At 57.4% G+C, this 18,361-nt stretch carries 10 protein-coding genes; 7 read left to right on the top strand and 3 right to left on the bottom strand.

All coding sequences use genetic code 11. The annotated features are described in order from the left end of the window. Positions 1-50: 50 nt before the first annotated feature. Positions 51-7,514, bottom strand: coding sequence for a type I polyketide synthase (locus tag GA0061100_RS08425; protein ID WP_075852276.1), 7,464 nt, complete (start codon positions 7,512-7,514; stop codon positions 51-53). Positions 7,515-7,857: 343 nt separating this feature from the next. After that, entirely contained in the window at positions 7,858-9,036 is a 1,179-nt protein-coding gene (locus tag GA0061100_RS08420) for a polysaccharide biosynthesis/export family protein (RefSeq protein WP_075852275.1), read from the bottom strand. Positions 9,037-9,688: 652 nt separating this feature from the next. On the opposite strand from GA0061100_RS08420, the gene GA0061100_RS08415 reads away from it, so the two are divergent. The 6 genes from GA0061100_RS08415 to GA0061100_RS08390 all read left to right on the top strand — a co-directional run bounded on the left by GA0061100_RS08415 (position 9,689) and on the right by GA0061100_RS08390 (position 16,098). Then, the gene (locus tag GA0061100_RS08415) at positions 9,689-10,525 is read left to right on the top strand and encodes a class I SAM-dependent methyltransferase (protein ID WP_075852274.1); all 837 of its coding nucleotides are present in this window, start codon (positions 9,689-9,691) and stop codon (positions 10,523-10,525) included. 140 nt (positions 10,526-10,665) lie between these two features. Continuing rightward, entirely contained in the window at positions 10,666-11,730 is a 1,065-nt protein-coding gene (locus tag GA0061100_RS08410) for a hypothetical protein (protein ID WP_075852273.1), read from the top strand. Position 11,731: 1 nt separating this feature from the next. After that, positions 11,732-13,012 (top strand): KpsE/RkpR family capsule polysaccharide export protein, encoded by a 1,281-nt coding sequence (locus GA0061100_RS08405; RefSeq protein WP_075852272.1) that lies wholly within the window; start codon positions 11,732-11,734, stop codon positions 13,010-13,012. Between the two features lie 13 nt (positions 13,013-13,025). Continuing rightward, positions 13,026-13,679: an ABC transporter ATP-binding protein gene (locus GA0061100_RS08400; protein WP_069616299.1), complete on the top strand. Its 654-nt coding sequence runs from the start codon at positions 13,026-13,028 to the stop codon at positions 13,677-13,679. 95 nt (positions 13,680-13,774) lie between these two features. Continuing rightward, the gene (locus tag GA0061100_RS08395) at positions 13,775-14,974 is read left to right on the top strand and encodes a KpsE/RkpR family capsule polysaccharide export protein (RefSeq protein ID WP_244557789.1); all 1,200 of its coding nucleotides are present in this window, start codon (positions 13,775-13,777) and stop codon (positions 14,972-14,974) included. 17 nt (positions 14,975-14,991) lie between these two features. Continuing rightward, complete coding sequence (locus GA0061100_RS08390) at positions 14,992-16,098, top strand: hypothetical protein (RefSeq protein WP_075852270.1); 1,107 nt, start codon at positions 14,992-14,994, stop codon at positions 16,096-16,098. Positions 16,099-16,214: 116 nt separating this feature from the next. On the opposite strand, the gene GA0061100_RS35075 is transcribed toward GA0061100_RS08390, so the two are convergent. After that, entirely contained in the window at positions 16,215-16,592 is a 378-nt protein-coding gene (locus GA0061100_RS35075; RefSeq protein ID WP_244557788.1) for a hypothetical protein, read from the bottom strand. 3 nt (positions 16,593-16,595) lie between these two features. Between GA0061100_RS35075 and GA0061100_RS08385 the strand changes: the two genes are divergently transcribed. Beyond that, positions 16,596-18,341, top strand: coding sequence for a glycosyltransferase family 2 protein (locus GA0061100_RS08385; RefSeq protein WP_244557787.1), 1,746 nt, complete (start codon positions 16,596-16,598; stop codon positions 18,339-18,341). The last annotated feature ends 20 nt before the right edge of the window (positions 18,342-18,361 follow it).

Below are 18,361 nucleotides of genomic sequence, written 5' to 3'. Positions count from 1 at the left end.
CTTGCTTTTCTTCTGCTCCGCCGGATTGCCATCTTCGGCATCAAACGTGGTCACTGGACGGCCCTTTTTTCCTGTTCTGAGGCATGGCTGCGCGCCAGACGCTCGACCACGCCGCCATCACCTGCCGCGTCACCATCGGCATCATCACCATTGCGATTCATGACACGATCACGCAAACGGCTGACGACATCGCCTACGGTCGTACCTTCGCCGACGCCACTCAAGGGAATATCGAAGCCGGTCTTCTGCTGGAAGCTCATGCCGAGTTCCATGGCCATCAGGCTGTCGAGGCCGATATCCTTCAAAATCTTGTCGGGAGTCACTGTGTCCTCGGTCACGCGCAGGATGGCGGCAATCTCCGCAGCGACGAGCGCATGCAGGGCGGCCTGAGCCTCCCCTTCCGATTTCCCCTTGATCAGCTCCTTGAGATCGATGCTGTCGCCCTCGTTCAGAGCTTGATGGCTGCCCGCATGCCGCATCAGCGGCTCGAACAGCGACCGGCCGGAGATCGGCAGCAGGCGAACGGCGTTCCAATCGATCTCGGCGATCATAACCGCTGCGGCATCGACCGCACCTCTGTCGGCCAGCATGTAGCGCTCGACCTGCTCCAAAGCGTCGCGCGCCTTCAGCGCCGCCTTGCCGATGCGCTTGGAGAGGAGATCATTGACCTCGATGTTGCGGGCAAGGAATCCCTTATCGGCGATGGCGCCGAAACCGACCGCGAGCGCAGGCCTACCGACGGCCCGACGCGCACGCGCTAGGCCCTCAAGATAGCCATTTGCCATCACATAGTTAGCCTGACCGGGATTGCCGAGCATGGTCGTTGCCGAGGAGAACAGCAGGAAAAGCTCCAGCTTGTCGTCGCGCGTCAGACGATCCAGATTCTCGGCACCACGGATCTTGACCTCGAGAACGGGGCGATTGCGCTCTGGCGTCAGGTTGGCAAGGAGCGCGTCGTCCAGAACCATGGCGGCATGAACGACACCCTTCAGCGCTCCTTCGGCGCGAAGCCAGGTAAGCAACGTTTCGACCGCGACAGCGTCCGTGATATCGCAGGCATGCAGCGTCGTCACGACACCTCGCTTGGCCCAATCGGCGATCGCCTTTTTCGTTTCCGCGTCGGCAATGCCGCGGCGCGAGCACAGCGCTATGCGGCGCGCACCCTTCGAAACAAGCCAGTCGGCGGCAGACAATCCGAAGCCGCCAATGCCACCCGCAACCAGGAAAACGCCCCTGGTATCGAAGCGCAGGGACTTCGCAGGCGCCCGCAGGACGCCGTCGATGCCCACAGCAGGCGGGCGCACCACGATCTTACCGATATGGCCCGCATTCTGCATCAGCCGGAAAGCATTGCCGATCTCGTCATAAGCGAAGGCGCGATATGGCAGCGGCGTCAGCTTTTCCTCAGCGAAAAGCTGACCGATCTCCCCGAAGATGCGCCGTGTCAGGTCGGGTACATTGACCAGAAGCTGATCGGCATCGATACCGAAATAGCTGACATTGCGCCGGAACGGACGTAGGCCGATCTTGCGGTCGGCATAATAGTCACGCTTGCCAAGCTCCAGGAAACGGCCGAAAGGCTTGACCAGCTCGATGCTCCGCTCCATCGCTTCCGAAAAGAGCGAATTGAGAACAAGATCAACACCTTCACCGTCCGTAAGACGCCGCACGCCGGACACGAAATCCAGCGAGCGGGAATCCAGCACATGATCGGCGCCGAGCATCTCCAGGAAACCACGCTTCTCGGCCGTGCCGGCCGTGGCGATCACCTTGGCGCCCCGATGCTTGGCAATCTGGAGTGCTGCCAGGCCGACGCCGCCTGCAGCTCCATGGATCAGGATGGTTTCGCCCGGCTGAATGCGTCCAAGCTCGACCATCGCATAATAGGCGGTCAGAAAAGCAACCGGCACGGTGGCGGCGGCAACGGTTTCCATCTGATCCGGCAGCTTTGTCACGCCATCGCGATGGACGCGCACATGGGTCGAGAATGCGGCAGGCCCGATCCCCATCACCTTATCGCCCGGCTTGAGATCATTGACCGCATCGCCCACAGCAAGAACTCGTCCGGCGAATTCCATGCCGATCGTGGCACCAGCAAAGCCGTCTTCCAATGCTTCCTCGGGCAGAAGGCCCATAGCCCACATGACATCCCGGAAATTCAGGCCGGTGGCTTCGACGGAGACGACAATCTCTCCTTCATCGAGTGCGGGAAGGCTCGTCTCCTCCCAGGCCACGCTATCCAGACGGCCGCCCACATGCTGGCGGATCGTTGCCGCTGTGAAATCACTGCGGCTTGCTTCGATGGCATCGAAGGGACCGGCCACGGCTCGGATTTCCAGGACCTTACCCGTCCCGCGATCCAGGAACCATTCCCTATTATCCGTTTCCGCGGCCATCAGGGTATCGACCACCGAGAGCGTTCGACTGTCAGCCGTATCGGCATCCAGCAGATGCACATCGAACGTGTCATATTCGTTCTGAAGGACGCGGCTGAAGGCCCATAGACCGGCATTGGCATCATCGACAAAGCCAGCCGACAGCGGAGAGCCGCCGGGCGCCACTATGACGAGTCGAGGCCGCGCTCCATCGCTGCCTTGCGACAAAAGGCTCGCCAATTGCGTAAACGCCGAGAGACGCGACAGTGAGAGCTCCGCTGCATCGCCGCGCTTTACATCCGCAAGATAAACGACGCGGCGAGTATCCGGATCAATCGCATCGAGGGCGTCGACAAAATCCGGAGACGATGCGTCGAGATCGATGACCGCTATATTCTTGCCCAGCTTGCCGAAACCCTTCCCGCCCTGCTCCGACAAGATCAGGATCGGATCGACGGCTTCTACGATAATGGCCTCTTCCGGTTGCCGTTCGGATACGGCCGACACGCTGATCAGCGCGCCTTCGGGGAAGGTCCATTCGCGGATCAGAGGCTTGGCAAAGCCCAGACTACCGAGAAGATCGTCAATCTGCTGAGGCGTACCCAGCCGTCCGACTGGGAATTCCGGTGACTGACTATCGGCAAACCAGCCTTCGGACAGGCCGAAGACGAAATCGTTGAATGCACTCGGTGCGCGATCGGCGAGCAGCAGCTGTGCGCCGCCGGCCGCCACCGCCCGGACCATCCGCTTGATCTCGTCATTGTGGCGCATCAGATACTGGCTCTGATCGCCGGAGGCGACCACGATGTCGGCAACATGACGATCGGTCAGCCCGACCGGATCAGCCACAATAACATGGGCGTCACGCTCGAAGGCGATCTCCAATGCTCGGCGGGCTTGCTCGCGCGGCTCGGCGATCACGAGACATGCGCCCGCGGCCGCAGCGATCGTTGCCAGCTTTCGACTGAAAGCCACCGAGACAGAGCCGAGCTCAAGAACGTGCCCGATTGCACCGGCATTGGCTTCGATGGAGGAAGCCAATGCCTCTGCCAACATCGACAGCCGTCTCTCACTCAAGGGAGAATGAACAAGCACATGCTCCAGCGTCGCCCCACCCGGCATATTTGCACCTAGGGCCGCAGGCTCACGCTCCAGCACATGCGGCCGTATTATCGCCAGATGCTCAAGCGTCTCGCGATAGGCGTCGCCAACGAGGACACTCTCGGCCACGCGCCCGGCGTCCTCGCGATAGATTTCCTGCAGCAACTCCGCCACCGGCGGCAACGTCGGCTCCAGTGGAACATGCCACTTGCCATCGCCCGTTTCCGCGATGCCGGCGTCTTCCAAAATGTAGAGGCAATTGACGAGGAAAGACCTGAACTCGGGATCGCCGGGAAGGCCGGAGAATGCGACAGTGCCGTTGCGGTCGGCCACCTTCAGCGCAATATCATGGCAGGCCCGATAGATTGCAGCATCGAGAAGAAGGCTTGCATTATTGAGCTCATGGCTCTCGCCAGAGTCGCCGTGCGATGAAATCGGCCGGATGCCGGCGCTAGGTCTGTCTCCGTCGGAGAAAAGAACCGAGGGCATGCTCTCATAATGAAAAGCGACGGAATCGAGCGTCGCCCTGCGACGCAACTGCGTGCGGCGGAAACGGCAATCGTCAAGAACGACAAGCGGCCTGCCATCGGCATCAAACAGGGTGAAACGGGCCTTGATCGAATTCGCGCTGAACCGCTCGATCTCGATGACGGCTTTGACGATCGGTCTTCCCTTGCCGAAAGCTCTCACGGTGCCGAAGTGCACGGGAATATAGGGGGCACCGGTTTCATCGCCGGAGAACTGATCGAACAATGCGACGAGGCCGTGAAACGCCGCATCGACCGACATGGGGTTGAGATTATAGCGGCCGAACGGGTGGGACGGCGGGGCGGCTGGTTTCAAATCCACTTCGATCACATGATGACCGAACGCCACGGCTTTCGACAGAAGCCGGAAATGCGGGCCGTACTGCAATCCGAAACGTTCCGCCGTTTCGTAAGTCACATCGGAGCTCAATGTCGATTTGCGCTCTTTGCCCGATCGCTCGAAGGTTTTATTGCTCCCCTCGCCCGCCAGCGGCCTGCGGCAACGTCCAACCACGTGAACCGTCCATTCGTCATGGCTGAGGCGTTCGCGCGACCGGATCTCGATATCTCCGGTCTCAGGCGACAGGATGGTCGACAGTTCGACCATTCGATCCTGGGATAATTCGAGCGGCCGGATGATTTCGAGATTGCCGATTTCAACTTCATCCATCCCGTAATAGCGTTGCGCCGCCGTTACCGCGATCTCGACGAAGCCGCTGCCCGGCATGATTGCCTTGCCATCAACCACATGTTCGGCAAGGTCCGGGAAAAGACGGGCATCAAGATGGTTCTTCCAATTCGAACCGTTAAGATCGGCACGCCAACCGAGCAGCGTATATGGGCTCTTGCGATCCCGACCGAAGATATCGATTTCGTCCGTCGTTGGAGGGGTGCGAAGTTCCACCGGCTCGAAAGGCAGAGGCGGCAGATTGACGAAGGCGTTGCGGGTGGCGCTACCGCGCCCACGCAGCGCAGGCGCTCCGTTGGCGACTGCACGCGCAAATGATTGCGAAACCGGATCATGGTCAGCGACGGGCGCCTCCCGCAGCAAGGTCGGTATCGCGATGACCTGAACCGATGCCTGTTTGGCGATCTCCGCCACATAATTCGACAGGATCGGGCGCGGCGAAATCTCGATGAAAAGGTTGCATCCCATTGCCATGGCGGCCTGACAGCCAGCCTTGAAGAGCACGGGATCACGAACATTGCGCCACCAATATTGCGTATCCAGCAGGCGCCCGTCGCGCAATTCGCCTGTCACCGTCGAAATGAAGATCCCCGTCCCGCTATCCGGTGCGAGGTCGGGCAGATCCGCAAAAAACGCCTCTTTGGCGCGATCGATAATCGGATGATGGAACGGATAATTGATATCAAGGACATGCGCGACGATCTGAGCCTTGCGCGCAGCGTCCCTGTAGGCCTCTATCTCATCGGCCGGACCTGAGATCGTTACCGAATTCGGAGCGTTGATCGCCGCGATACATATATTGTCGAGACCCCTGGATTTCGCAAAAGCCAGCGCGGCATCCTCGCCAAGCACAACGGCGGCCATCTTGCCCTCGCCGGCAAGGAGATCCTGATGCAGCGAGCGCTTGGCGACGATTGCAACCGCTTCGGCAGCTGTCAGCGCCTTGGCGGCATATGCGGCTGCGATTTCGCCGACCGAATGGCCGAAGACCGCATCGGGCTTGCCCCCCATAGACCATAGGCAATCCGAAAGAGAAGCCTGGATTGCAAACAGCAACGGCTGCGCAATCTTGGTATCGGCCAAGCGTGCGGCAAGATCAGAAGCGACCAGAACATCGGTCAGCTTCTCGCCAAGATAGTACTCAAAAAGCGCACTGAAGGACTGAAAGCATTGCCGGAAATGGCGGTTTTCCTGATAGGCTCCGACACCCATTCCCGCCCATTGCGAGCCGTTGCCGGAAAAGACGAAGGCGATCTTGGCGGCTTGCGCTGGAGCTTCGCCTGCCTCGCCGAGTGAACTTTTGCCTGCGAGATGCGCATCGATCGCGGCAAGCACGGCGGTGCTGTCCTTTGCGCGGGCTGCAAAGCGGTGGCGCATGGGCTCGCGATTGGCGGCAGCGGAAGCAACAATCTGACGAGCCTCCTTGGGCTCGGCAGCCTCAAGACGGGTCCTGTAGTCTTCGAGCAGTGTCGAAAGAGCCGACGCCGTGTGAGCGCTGACGGCAAAAACGACTCCTTCTCCCCGGATTGGCGGCTCCGGCGGCGCAATCGGATCGGGGTCACTGATGACAACGTGAGCGTTCGTTCCGCCAAAGCCGAAAGAATTGATCCCGGCAAAGCGCGCCTGCTTGGCAGGAAGAAGCTCGATCGTTGATGTGTTGACCCGAACGTTCAAACCCTCGAAGTCGATGGACTCGTTCGGATGATCGAAATGCAACGAAGCCGGAAGGAAATTGTTCTCCAGTGCGATGACGGCCTTCAGCAGCCCGAAAAGACCGGATGCAGGTTCGGTATGGCCGATGTTCGTCTTGATCGAGCCAATCGGCACCGGAGCCCGTCGATTGCGTCCGATAACCTCGCCGATCGCCCATATTTCGGCGGGATCGCCGACCTTCGTCCCCGTTCCATGCCCCTCGATAAAGGCGATACGATTGACATCGATATTGCGGCCTTCATAGATCGACTGAAGCAAGGCGGCCTGCGCCTCACGGGACGGCATGGAAATGCCGTTGGTGCGTCCGGAAGAATTGACGCCGACCGCATGTATCCTGCCATAGCTGCGGTCCTTCTCGCGCAGCGCAACGTCCGTCCGGCGCAACACGATCGCCGCACCACCTTCTGCGCGAACATAACCGCGGCCGTCGTCGTCATAGGCGCGGCAGAGCCCTTCCGGCGACAGCATGCGCGCCTGGGCAAAACCCACGAAGGACATGGGGTTGAGCAAGATATTGATGCCGCCGACAATCGCCGTATCGATCTCGCCGCCTTCCAGCGCCTTCACCGCCTGATCGAGCGCGACCAGCGACGACGAACAGGCGGTGTCGATCGTCATGCTCGGTCCGCGCAAGCCGAATATGTGCGAGATGCGGTTGGAAACGATGGAAAGCGTATTGCCCGTCATGAAATACGGACTACCGGAGGCAGGGTCCTCCAGCGTCAGATTGCCGTACTCAAGGGAGGATGCTCCGACATAGACGCCGACGCGCTGCCCCTCGAATCCATCGATCGGCAGGTTTGCATCTTCCAAGGCGCGCCAGACTATATTCAGCAGGATGCGCTGTTGCGGATCCATCTGCATCGCTTCGCGCTGGGAAAGACCGAAAACCGCGGCATCGAAAGCGTAGACATTATCGAAGACGCCGGCTGCAAAACTGTAAGTCTTTCCTTGAATACCAACAGCCGGATGCCAAAAGCGCGCGAGATCCCAGCGCTCCTCTGGTATGCGGCTTACGGTGCAACGCCCCTCCTTGAGGACAAGCTGCAGTTCGTCAATCGAACTCGCCCCAGGGGCAACGCTTGCGCGTCCGATAATTTCAACTGTCATGATCTCTCAGCAATACTCGAAGAAGTGCACCAAACTGGCCAAATTCAATATCAGCTGCTCACATTATTATCTGTGGTTGTTATCGACAAAAAATTTGCGTGTGCAACCAATATGCGGCAGCGCAACAACCGATGCAATATGCGATCTCTTACACTCTTCAGTCCAAGTCGAAGATCGCAGCTATTGCTTGCGACGATTGTCTTGTTTTCCGCAAGTCAGTTCGCGATGAATTTCCGTTGCCGACAAGGCACGATCCGTCACAATCATACAGATGTCGGCATCCGCCAACGAATGGAGGCGCAGGTAGACTAGACAGAGCCACTGCCCCTCCATTTTTCCAGGATTACTGCCCCAGATTCACCGCTGTTGCTGCCCCCTGGGACGCGATACCTAGCGGCGTACCAATAAGATTCAAGAACTTCCTGATGTCGACGGACGGATGGCGCGACACGTAGATGACGTCACGGCTCTTGACCGGGAAAGTCTGTCCTACGATCAGGCTGTCGGGATTGGACATATCGAAGCGATAAACGATCGGATAACGTCCCTTGGCATCCGGCACCATTCCCTTGCGCAGCAGCTCCTGGAAACGAGCGGGACCGAGAAGAATTTTGGCGATTTCAGGCTCTTCGTAACGGAACAGGAAGAAGCCCTTGGCGTTGCTCGCATCATCGATCGCGCCATGGCCCAGCGCGACGGCCTCGAGCAGATTCAGATCGTTCGCCCCGAACTCGATACGACCGTCCCCACGAACAGAACCGAGCAAGGTGAAGGTTCGCGGATCACGGACGAGGAAAATCTGGTCGCCCGGCTGGACATAGATATCTTCCGAAGGATGTTCGATGATCGACTTCAGCAGAACCGTTCCGGTCCTGCTACCGCGAACCAGCGTAACATAGGTTTCATAAGGTTGCGTCGAGGGGCCACCGGCTTTGGCGATGACTTCAGTGATCTTTTCCTTGGTCAGATCCAGCGGAACCATGGAAGGACGACCGACCGCACCGGAGACAGTGATGGTACGCGACGGCGTGCCCATGCTTGTTACGATAACATCCGGCTCGACGGCCTTGGTTGCCAAAGCCGCCAGGATTGCCTTGCGAGCCTGGTCAAGCGTCTTACCTGCAAATCGAACCGAGCCGGCATAAGGGATTGCCGCCGTGCCGTCAGGCTGCACGACGATATCGAGCGATACCTGCTTTGATTGCGCCGTCGAAAACAGGCCATCGGCACCAGCTTCGAAAATCGTGACCTTCAATGCATCGCCGACACCGATAACGACCGGACCAACGCCACCGCCCATGCCAAATCGGCGATTGAGCGTGGATGAAACATAGTCTGAAACCAGACGCGCACTGCGGCTGTCGATGTCGACAATATCGAAAACTGCAGCATTCCTGCGACCCAATTCGACACTGGATTGGCCGGCATCCTTCACAATAGCACCAGCCAGCGGACCTTCGCTCGAAACGGAATTACATCCCGCCAGAACCACGCAACAAAGTACGGCGCCAATACGAAACAATTGAAAACCTCAAACCAATAGCTGCCGTGATTACCTGATGGCATACATCGACATAGAATGCATCAAATCTATCGACGCCTTGAAAAGCATAACGGGCGCGCGTCAACAAGCCCAAACGCCGGGAATACAATCAAAAAAATCGTGTGCGATCATCTGAACACACCTGGGATTGAAGAAGCGCGCGATCAGATCGGATTTATAAGGGGCAAAGGTGCGCAAAGCAATTTGCGCGAGTATTATTTGAGGATTTAAAATTAAAATTTTCTGAAAAATAAAAAGAGGCCGTTAAGTAACGACAGTAGTAAAAAATCGTCCGATCGGCGACATAAAGTTCTGCAGAATCGCACTTATGCCGCTTTTCATAAGATTGCTATTGCCTGTAAAAGAGTTGAGTCCTGACCCGCAACCCACGCAGAGATGACAGACCACAACAATCGGAACTTGCCGAATTTCTGCGTCCAGCGAGATAGCATCAATGGCTCCTCTCGAATAAGATTCGGCAATCCTCGATTGTCCACAGGCACTTATAGATTTCGCCAACTTGCTGTGAGGCGGAAAGCGGCTTCAGGACTGCTATTAAGTCAAACGCGAGAACGATCCTATAATTTCTCTGGATCGGCGGGATGCCGATTGAAATGAAGGTTATGTATTAATGCTTGGTTTTTCAAAGCGCTCCCAGAAGAAGACACCGAAAAGTCCCCTGGAGATATTCGATCAGTACGAGCAAGGCAGACCGGCTCACCAAAACGCCATCGATGCGCTTCAGGGATGGAACTGTGCGTTTCCTCCAGAATTCAGCCTCAATGCCGGTAACCTGCCCCTTTATGCGGACGACCGCATCGATTGGGCATTGCGCACATTCGGATCGATAGAAGGCAGGACCGTTCTCGAAGTCGGCCCGCTTGAGGGAATGCATACCTATATGCTGAATTGCCATCGCCCGGCGCGGATCGATGCGATCGAGGCAAACCGTCTCTGCTTTCTAAGATGTCTGGTTACCAAACAGATCCTGAACATCGATACTGCCTCTTTCCTGCTCGGCGACATTCAGGCATGGCTGTCGGAAGGTGACGAGATCTACGACTTTGCGCTTGCATCTGGGGTTCTCTACCATATGGCCGACCCCGGCGAATTTCTTCGCTCGCTGGCAAAACGGTCCAATGCGGTTTTCATATGGACGCACTTCGTCCTTGAGGACGCGATGCCGGAGGGCGACGTGCGCTGGTTGCCCTTCAGCGGCAAGGTGGAGACGAAATTGATAGATGGCGTTGCGGTGCGCTATTACGAGCGTAGCTATCACCATGCCAATGCCAATGCCTCTTTCTGCGGTGGCATGAAGGACCGGCACTTTTGGATGCACAGGGATGACATATTGATGCTGCTGCGCACATTCGGCTTTAATGACGTTGTCATCAGGGACGAAAATCTAAGCCATCCAGGCGGCCCCAGCTTCTCGTTGCTGGCGCGAAAAGCGCCCAACGAAGCCTGACGAGGTTCAAATGCCAAGGCCCGACATTTGCGATATCGATAGGCGCCTTGATAGATGTAATGCTATGCAGGGCGCAATGACGTTACTCCATCAGCAACTTCGGCCCTATGCCGATCTGGTAAAAGCGCCGGAGAAACTCCGTGCTTTTTAACCTCGAATACGATCATGGCAATGTAATCGAGGGCTATCTGATCCCCGATGGCTTTTCCGACAAGCCACAGATCAGAATCTCGGATGCCGACGGCGACCTGATGATCCTGCCATGCGACCAGCTCAAACAAGCGGTCATCGACTCGGGACGACACGAAGATGGTCGTGTAGGGTTCAAGCTCGATACGACGATCATCCCTGATCTGGCTCAACGCACATCGCTGATGATCCACGATGCCAAGTCCGGACTATTGATCTATCGGCGACCACAGGTATCGAATACAATTCCGTTAAAGATTGTAAGGCTTGAGACACAGCTGCTGCCAATGGTCAAATTCGACTATTATTGCGGCCGCAACTTTCAATATGAGCTTTCATCCGTCGAGCGCTTCGGCCACGAAACGACCCTCCAGGCCTTTCATCTGAACGCCATCGAGTCGATTTATCTTAGCGGTCGGCTGTTGATGCGCAACTATGAAGAGTTCCTCGACAAGGGATTCAAGGCCATCGTTCTGCTTACCGATCCCTATTACGAACTTGCTCTGCGGATATTCCTTCTGAAACGAATGGCGAAAACCCAGATTTCCTTCTTCGGCGACCGCGACAAGATCATCCTGGCGCCCGCTGCGGAGCATTTTGCCGAGGTAAGCCTCGAAAACGAGGCCTCTTTAAAGACAGCCCTGAAGAAAGCGCCTCAAAGTGTCAGAAACGTTCTGGTATCTCCGGTCACCCGGCAATTGGCCACGACCATACCGGAACAGACGGTGACACGGAGCGATGTCGCCACTGCGATCGACCTTCTCTCGCGCTTTGCCATTGTCGGTTTCGATACGGACAGTCTTTATTTTCAACAGGCGCTCAGCGAGCTCATCGGGATTTCGGTTGACGATTTTCCCTTGCCACCCAGACACAGCACCCTTGAAGACGTTGCGGCACGATTGCGTTCATTGCATATTGCCGAGCTTATGCTCGAAGAGGATTTGATTTTCGATCACTATGTGCGTCAGGCGATGAAACCAACCGCGCCCGGACTGCCGGAAACGATTGCAAGCTGACATGCCGAAGCCAGTCATTGAAGACACGATAGTTCAGGAATCTCCGCGGGTAAAAACGAGCCGTCATATCCTGCCTTCGCTGTTTCGGCGCAGGATACCGGCGCAGCGCGCGCGCACCGATCTCGAGGACGTCGAATACATACCGGTGCATGATGGTAACGAGCCCGAAACACAGTCAGGCGGCAAACCGCCGCTGAGACTCATCGGCTTTGTCCTGCTCGTCATCCTGCCGTTCCTGGCAAGCTCGATCTATTATGCCTTCATCGCTTCCAATCAATATGTGGCGGAAGCGCGCTTCGCCGTCCGTGCCGTGTCGGGAACAGGCGACTCCAACGATGGCGGTGATTCCGGTGGAGCCGCCAGCGCTCTCAACATGCGCTCCGCTTCGCAAGACGCCTATGTCGTCACCAGTTTCATCCACTCGACGGAAATTCTGAACCGGATCGGCAAGAAAATCGATTATCGATCGATGTTTATCCGGCAGGATGCGGATTTCCTGTCGCGATTCAGCTCGTCGCGGTCCGACGAAGAGTTCCTGAAGTATTGGAACGACCATGTCAGCGCCTATATAGACGTGACTTCCGGCATCATCACGCTGAAGGTCAGAACCTTCGCGCCCGATGATTCCGTCAAGCTTGCAGATGCGATCATCGAGGAAAGCGAAAAGCTCATCAACGAGCTTTCCGAACGGGCGCGCAACGACATCGTGCAGAGCATGAAGGCCGATGTCCAGAAAAGCGGCAAGACCTATGGCGACACACTGATCGCCCTCAACCAGTTCCAAAACGCATCCGGCCTTCTGAGCCCGCAGACACAGGCGCAGAACAACGGCACGCTTCTGACGGGGCTGCTGGCGCAAAAGCTGGAATTCGAAACGCGTCTCTTCGTCATGCGGCAGTCGAACGCCCAGAACTCTCCGACCTATCAGCAGCTCAATCTCGCCAAGGATAGCCTCGATACGCAGATCGAGAAGATGAGATCGGAGTTGACGGGCCCTGAGAATGCGAGCCTTGCAAAGGCTCTGCTGGACTATTCCAGGCTTGAAACCGATCGAATGATCGCGGAAAAGCTCTACGAAAGCGCGCAGAAGAACTACGATGCCGTGCTCGCCGAAGCTCTGCGCAAGACGCTCTATCTCGCCGTTTTCGTCAAGCCGGTGCTGCCGGACGAATCGATATTTCCGCGTCGTGTCAGTACGCCGCTGATCATATTGCTTGCGCTTGTTGTCGCCTGGGCAACGCTTTCTCTTATCTGGGCCTCCGTCGAGGATCACCGGATATGAGCGGAGAAGCACCATGATCAGCTTCAAGAACGTCTCGAAATTCTTCAAGACGCAAAGCGGCAAGAAGATCATTCTCGACCGGGTGCATTGCGAGTTCGAATCCGGCTATTCCTACGGCCTGCTCGGCGTGAACGGTGCCGGAAAATCGACGACGATCCGGATGATTGCAGGCACGATGCTGCCGAATTCGGGCAAGATCAGCAAGAATGTTCGAGTATCCTGGCCGCTGGGACTGGGCAGCGGCTTCAATCCCTTCATGACGGGGCGAGCCAATGTTCATTTCGTTGCGCGTGCGTATGGCGAAGATGTCAGGCGCGTCTCTCGCTTCGTCGAAGAGTTCGCCGAGTTGGGAGACTATCTCGACGCCCCGGTACGCACCTACTCCTCGGGCATGAGCGCTCGATTGGCATTCGGGCTCTCAATGGCAATCGAGTTCGAATGCTATCTGGTAGATGAGGTTCTTGCCGTCGGCGATGCGCGCTTCCAGGAACGCTGCCGCATCGCATTCGAGAACAGGCGCAAGAATTCCGATATCATCATGGTGTCCCACAGCATGAGCATGATCAATACGCATTGCGACAGGGGTATTGTGCTTGTCGACGGCAGACTTATCGTCTTCGATAAGGTAGAGCAGGCTATCGAAGCCTATTATAGATTGAATCGATAGTAGACCAGGGAGCGACGGCAAGGCCCAATATGGCTCATGATACCGAAAATGCGCCAAAAACGCTTCAGCTCAGCGCGACGGAGCATAGCCGGAACGTGGCCACGAATCTGTCGGTGACCGCGCGGAAACTACGCTTCTCGACATCAAGGCGCAGCCAGCTGTTCAAGGCTGTCGGCCTGCGGCCGCGTCCGATGCAGCAAATCATCAGTAAGGCCATACTGGCGTCGACCTTCCTGCTGCTTGTCGTCCCCAATATCGCTTCGATCTACTATTTTACCTGCGTCGCGTCCGATCAGTATCAATCGGAAACGCGCTTTACGGTCCGCACGTCCACGCCCGCACTCGGCAGCAATCAGATTACCAAGGTGACCGGCCTGCCGCCGGCGCAGATCGTCCAGAACACCCTGATCGTCACCAACTTCATCAAGAGCAAGGACATGGTTACCGCGCTCGAGGAAAAGGTCGACTTTCAAAAAATCTACGGCAACGATTCGATCGATCGGGTTGCGCGCCTGAAGAAGGACGCGAGCTCGGAAAAGCTGCTCAATTACTGGGAAGACATGGTTTCGGTCAAAATCGATGCGAACAGCGGCATCGTGACGGTCAAGGCGCGCGCGTTCAGCGCAACCGATGCCCAGAAGGTATTGCGCGAGGTCGTCGCCGCGTCCGAAGTCGTTGTCAACGACGTCAACACCCGCATCTGGCGTGACGTGATCTCAACCGCCCAGGCGAATCTCGACAATGCTAGGGATCAGCTGCAGAAGGCACGGGATCAGCTTTTGATTGCGCGCAACCAGACAGGCGTCCTCAGTGTCGAGGGATCATCGACCGTTATCACCAACCTGATCTCATCCGTGCAGAAGGAGAGGATAGAGCTTCAGCAGAAATATGATGCGCTGCTTGGAACGGTTTCCCCCGATGCACCGCAGATGCGCGTGTTGAAGCGAGAGATCGACAGCAGACAGAAGCAGATCGATCAGCTCAACAGCCAGGTTGCCGGGCGGAACAAATCCGAACAGAATCTTGCGGATGTTTCCGTGGATATGTCACAGCGCGAACTGGAACAGAGCCTTGCCGAGCAGCAATTTGCCACCAGCATGAAGACGCTGGAGCAGGTCAAATTCGTCAGCAAGCAGCAGTTGCTCTACCTCGATACGTTCCTGGCGCCCAACCTGCCCGACGAGGCCGAGTATCCCCAGCGGGCGCTCTGGATCGGCGGGATCTTAGGCGTGACGCTGCTTGCCTGGGGTGCTGTTTTCGGCATCCTCGCAAATCTCCGAAGTCGCCTGGCGTGATTTTGCGCGGAAGCCCCATGCAAGTTTTGCGCGACATCATCTACCAGATGCTTCCAAGACCGCGGCCATCCGGTGCGCCGGTGGCAGACGGTGAGCGCATTGCGAGGCGTCTGCTCATCTTGTCACGCCATCCCAATCCGAGCTTCAGCTACTATCTTGCCGAGCGCGCCAAGACGCTTGGCCATATTCCGGTCACCATGAAAGGCCTCGACGAACCGCTCGACGCCATCGATAGCGACGGCCTCTTCGTCATCATATGTCGCTACATCAAGCCGCCGCAATTGCGTTGGCTGGAGGAAAGGCGAGGCACTCTTGCGGGCGTCGCCTATTTCGTCGACGATGACATTCCTGCCGTCGTGACCGGCAACGAAGCGAGTTGGCCCTACAAATTGAGGCTCATCAAACTCGCCGTACGCCCGATGCCAAGGGTCAATCGGCTGCTGACCCATGTCTGGACCTCCACCGAAACGCTGGCAAGCGCACTCGCGATAAGAACCCATCGGATTGAGATTCTGCCGCCGCTTCCGGCCGACGCAGCCGATGTCCCGGTCAATGGCAGGGATGACGGAGCCGAGCCGCTGAGGATGGTCTATCACGCGACCGGCGTGCATCGCCACGAGCACGAGTTCCTGATGCCGATCGTCAGAGCCGCGATGCAAAAGCACAGCAATCTGCATTTCGAGGTCTTTGCCGCCGGCCCGCTTGCCCGCCGCTGGGCTCGGCAAGGGATCGACCCGGCGAGAATGTCGATCATCCCGCCGCTCTCCTGGCCAGCCTATCTCGCCAAGACAACCCATCACCAAGCCGATATCGCTCTGGCCCCCCTTCTACCGGGAAGGACGAATGCGAGCCGCTCCGACACCAAGCGTATCGACATCAGCCGCCTGCAGGCCGCAGCCGTGTTTTCTCGATGCCCGACTTTCGAACGCTGCGCTGTCAACGGAGAGTTTCACATCGGCAATACCGCTGATGAGTGGTTGGCCGCCATCGACCTGCTGGTCGGCGACCGCGAGCGGCGGCTCTCCGCTCGCGATGCCACGCGGCACTCGATCGAGACAATGCGGCGGCACGCGAGCCCGGCATTTCCCGGCATACGTTTTGAACCTCTCAGCGGCATAGGCTAGAGCAGGATTTTCGCGGGCAAGACCCCTCTCACCATATAGATGAAATCAATATTTCGATGACACTCAAAATCGTACCGAACGCCGATCTTGAACGGGAAATATCTGCTGATGCCGATCTAAGCCTCTGGAAATCCCTGGGGGACGATCCCGCATTCGAGATCAGGTTTCCGCCCGTTCGCAAGAGATTGATCGTCATTGATATCGCCGCAATCGATGAGCCCATCGATCCGAAGTTCTATATCAATCGCGGTTATGGCTTTCGCGAAAAGGATACGGTTTCCTTTCCGCAAGGGCAGCGCTTCATCATCACAGCGGACATCGGTTCTGTTGGTACCATCTGTGCCCTGCGGGCCGATCCGGCCACGTTCCCGACTCGCTTCCAATTTTCTGCTGTGGCTTTTACGTCCGCAAAGTCCGGGGAGAAATATATAACCGACAGACTCGGAGCGGATGAAGGAACCAGACGCATCGATCTTGGCAAACTGCCGCAACATTGGATGAAATTGCCCAGGCTGCGTTTCGGGCGACAGCGTCCAAGCCTTACAGTGCAATATGCCGAGGCGAGCTATCGGCTTGCTTCCGAGCTGGAGACCGTTCCGGTATCGGCAACGGTGGGGACCTGGATCAGCGTCGTCGTCCCGGTTTACGACGCGCCGCCCCACTATCTGGACGATCTCGTCAGATCCTTTGAAGCACAGGGCGAAACGGGCGCCGAGCTCATCCTGAGCGATGACGGCTCGACGTCGCCGGAAACGCGGCAGTGGTATCAAAGCAGGCAATCAAAAGACAATGTCCGCGTTGTGTTGAACGAGCGCAACGGCGGCATCGCGGCCGCCACCAATGCGGGCCTGTCCCAGGCACAGGGGCAATGGATCGCCTTTCTCGATCATGACGATGTCATCGCACCGCATGCCCTCAAGATTATCAGGCGGACGCTGGAGCAGAATCCGGATGCGAATTTCGTCTACACTGATGAACTGGTGGTCGATGATACCTTGAAGCCAACCGGCGTCATGCTGAAGCCAGCCTATGATTCCGTGCTGCTGACCGGCGTCAACTACATCAACCATTTTTCCATCTATCGCCACAGCCGCCTTCGGGATATCGGCTATCTGCGCATGGGTTATGACGGCTCGCAGGATTATGATCTGCTGCTGCGCTATCTGGAGGGCGTCCCCGAGGATAGCATCCTCCACCTGCCCTATCCGGCTTACTGGTGGCGCCGCAATGGCAAGACCTACTCGCGCAAGTTCATGGATGTCGCTACCGCGAACGCCAGAAAAGCACTGACCGAAAGATTCGAGCAACAGCAGCAGAAGATAGCCGTGGAAGGCGCGCTCACCAACACCCTGCATCGGGTCACCTTCGAAGCTCCACACACGTGGCCGAAAATCTCGATCATCATCCCGAGCAAGGACAATTTCGATCTGATTTCGCGCATCCTCGGCGACCTCTTCGAAAAGACGGATTATCCGAACTTCGAAGTCCTGGTCGTCGACAACGGCTCCACGGATCAATCCGTCCTTGATCTCTACGAGCGCTATCGCAGCAGCGAGCCACGATTTTCGGCAACGGTCAAACCGGAGGCCTTCAATTTCTCGCGCTCGGTCAATCGCGGCCTGAGCGCAGCGACGGGAGAGCATTATCTCATCCTCAACAACGATGTCGAAGTCATCGAGCCGAATTGGCTGAAGGAGATGGTCTCCTGCCTCGCCTATGACAGGACCGGCATCGTCGGCGCCAAACTGCTCTTCTCCAACGACAAGATGCAGCATGCCGGCGTGGTGATCGGCTTCGGCGGCCTCGCGGGTCATTGGTACATGAACAAGCCGAAAGAGTTCGGCGGCCCGATGAACCGGCTACATGTGCGCAACACCATGACCTGCGTGACCGGAGCGGTGATGCTGATCTCGGGCGACTGTCTGCGGAAAATCGGCCTTTTCGACGAGGAGAATTTCGCGGTCGCCTATAATGACGTGGATTATTGCCTGCGGGCATACAAGGCCGGCTATCGCATCGTCTGGACGCCCTTTGCCTGCCTCTATCACCATGAATCGCTGTCGCGCGGCTCGGACAAATCCGGCGAGCGGAAGAAGCGCTTCGAACAGGAAAAGCAGAACTTGCGCCGGCTGCACGCCACGCAAGAGTTCATCGACCGCGCGCTGAACCCAGCCTATAGCCGCGACAAATCGGATCCGAGGATCGTGGTGCCGACGCGGCTGTATATCCCGTCGATGCCGTAGCGCAATTTGTCGGTGAACCG

This window comes from Martinezella hainanensis (assembly GCF_900094555.1).
Classification (GTDB): Bacteria; Pseudomonadota; Alphaproteobacteria; order Rhizobiales; family Rhizobiaceae; genus Rhizobium; species Rhizobium hainanense.
Note: the sequence above shows the minus strand (reverse complement) of the source record. Positions and strands in the feature narration are given on the sequence as shown.

Bases quoted from the DNA above. Each gene is read 5' to 3' on its own strand.
- GA0061100_RS08425 (WP_075852276.1), bottom strand. From the start codon at position 7,514: ATGACAGTTGAAATTATCGGACGCGCAAGCGTTGCCCCTGGGGCGAGT.
- GA0061100_RS08415 (WP_075852274.1), top strand. From the start codon at position 9,689: ATGCTTGGTTTTTCAAAGCGCTCCCAGAAGAAGACACCGAAAAGTCCC.
- GA0061100_RS08405 (WP_075852272.1), top strand. From the start codon at position 11,732: ATGCCGAAGCCAGTCATTGAAGACACGATAGTTCAGGAATCTCCGCGG.
- GA0061100_RS08400 (WP_069616299.1), top strand. From the start codon at position 13,026: ATGATCAGCTTCAAGAACGTCTCGAAATTCTTCAAGACGCAAAGCGGC.
- GA0061100_RS08390 (WP_075852270.1), top strand. From the start codon at position 14,992: ATGCAAGTTTTGCGCGACATCATCTACCAGATGCTTCCAAGACCGCGG.
- GA0061100_RS35075 (WP_244557788.1), bottom strand. From the start codon at position 16,592: ATGTTGCGGCAGTTTGCCAAGATCGATGCGTCTGGTTCCTTCATCCGC.
- GA0061100_RS08385 (WP_244557787.1), top strand. From the start codon at position 16,596: ATGAAATTGCCCAGGCTGCGTTTCGGGCGACAGCGTCCAAGCCTTACA.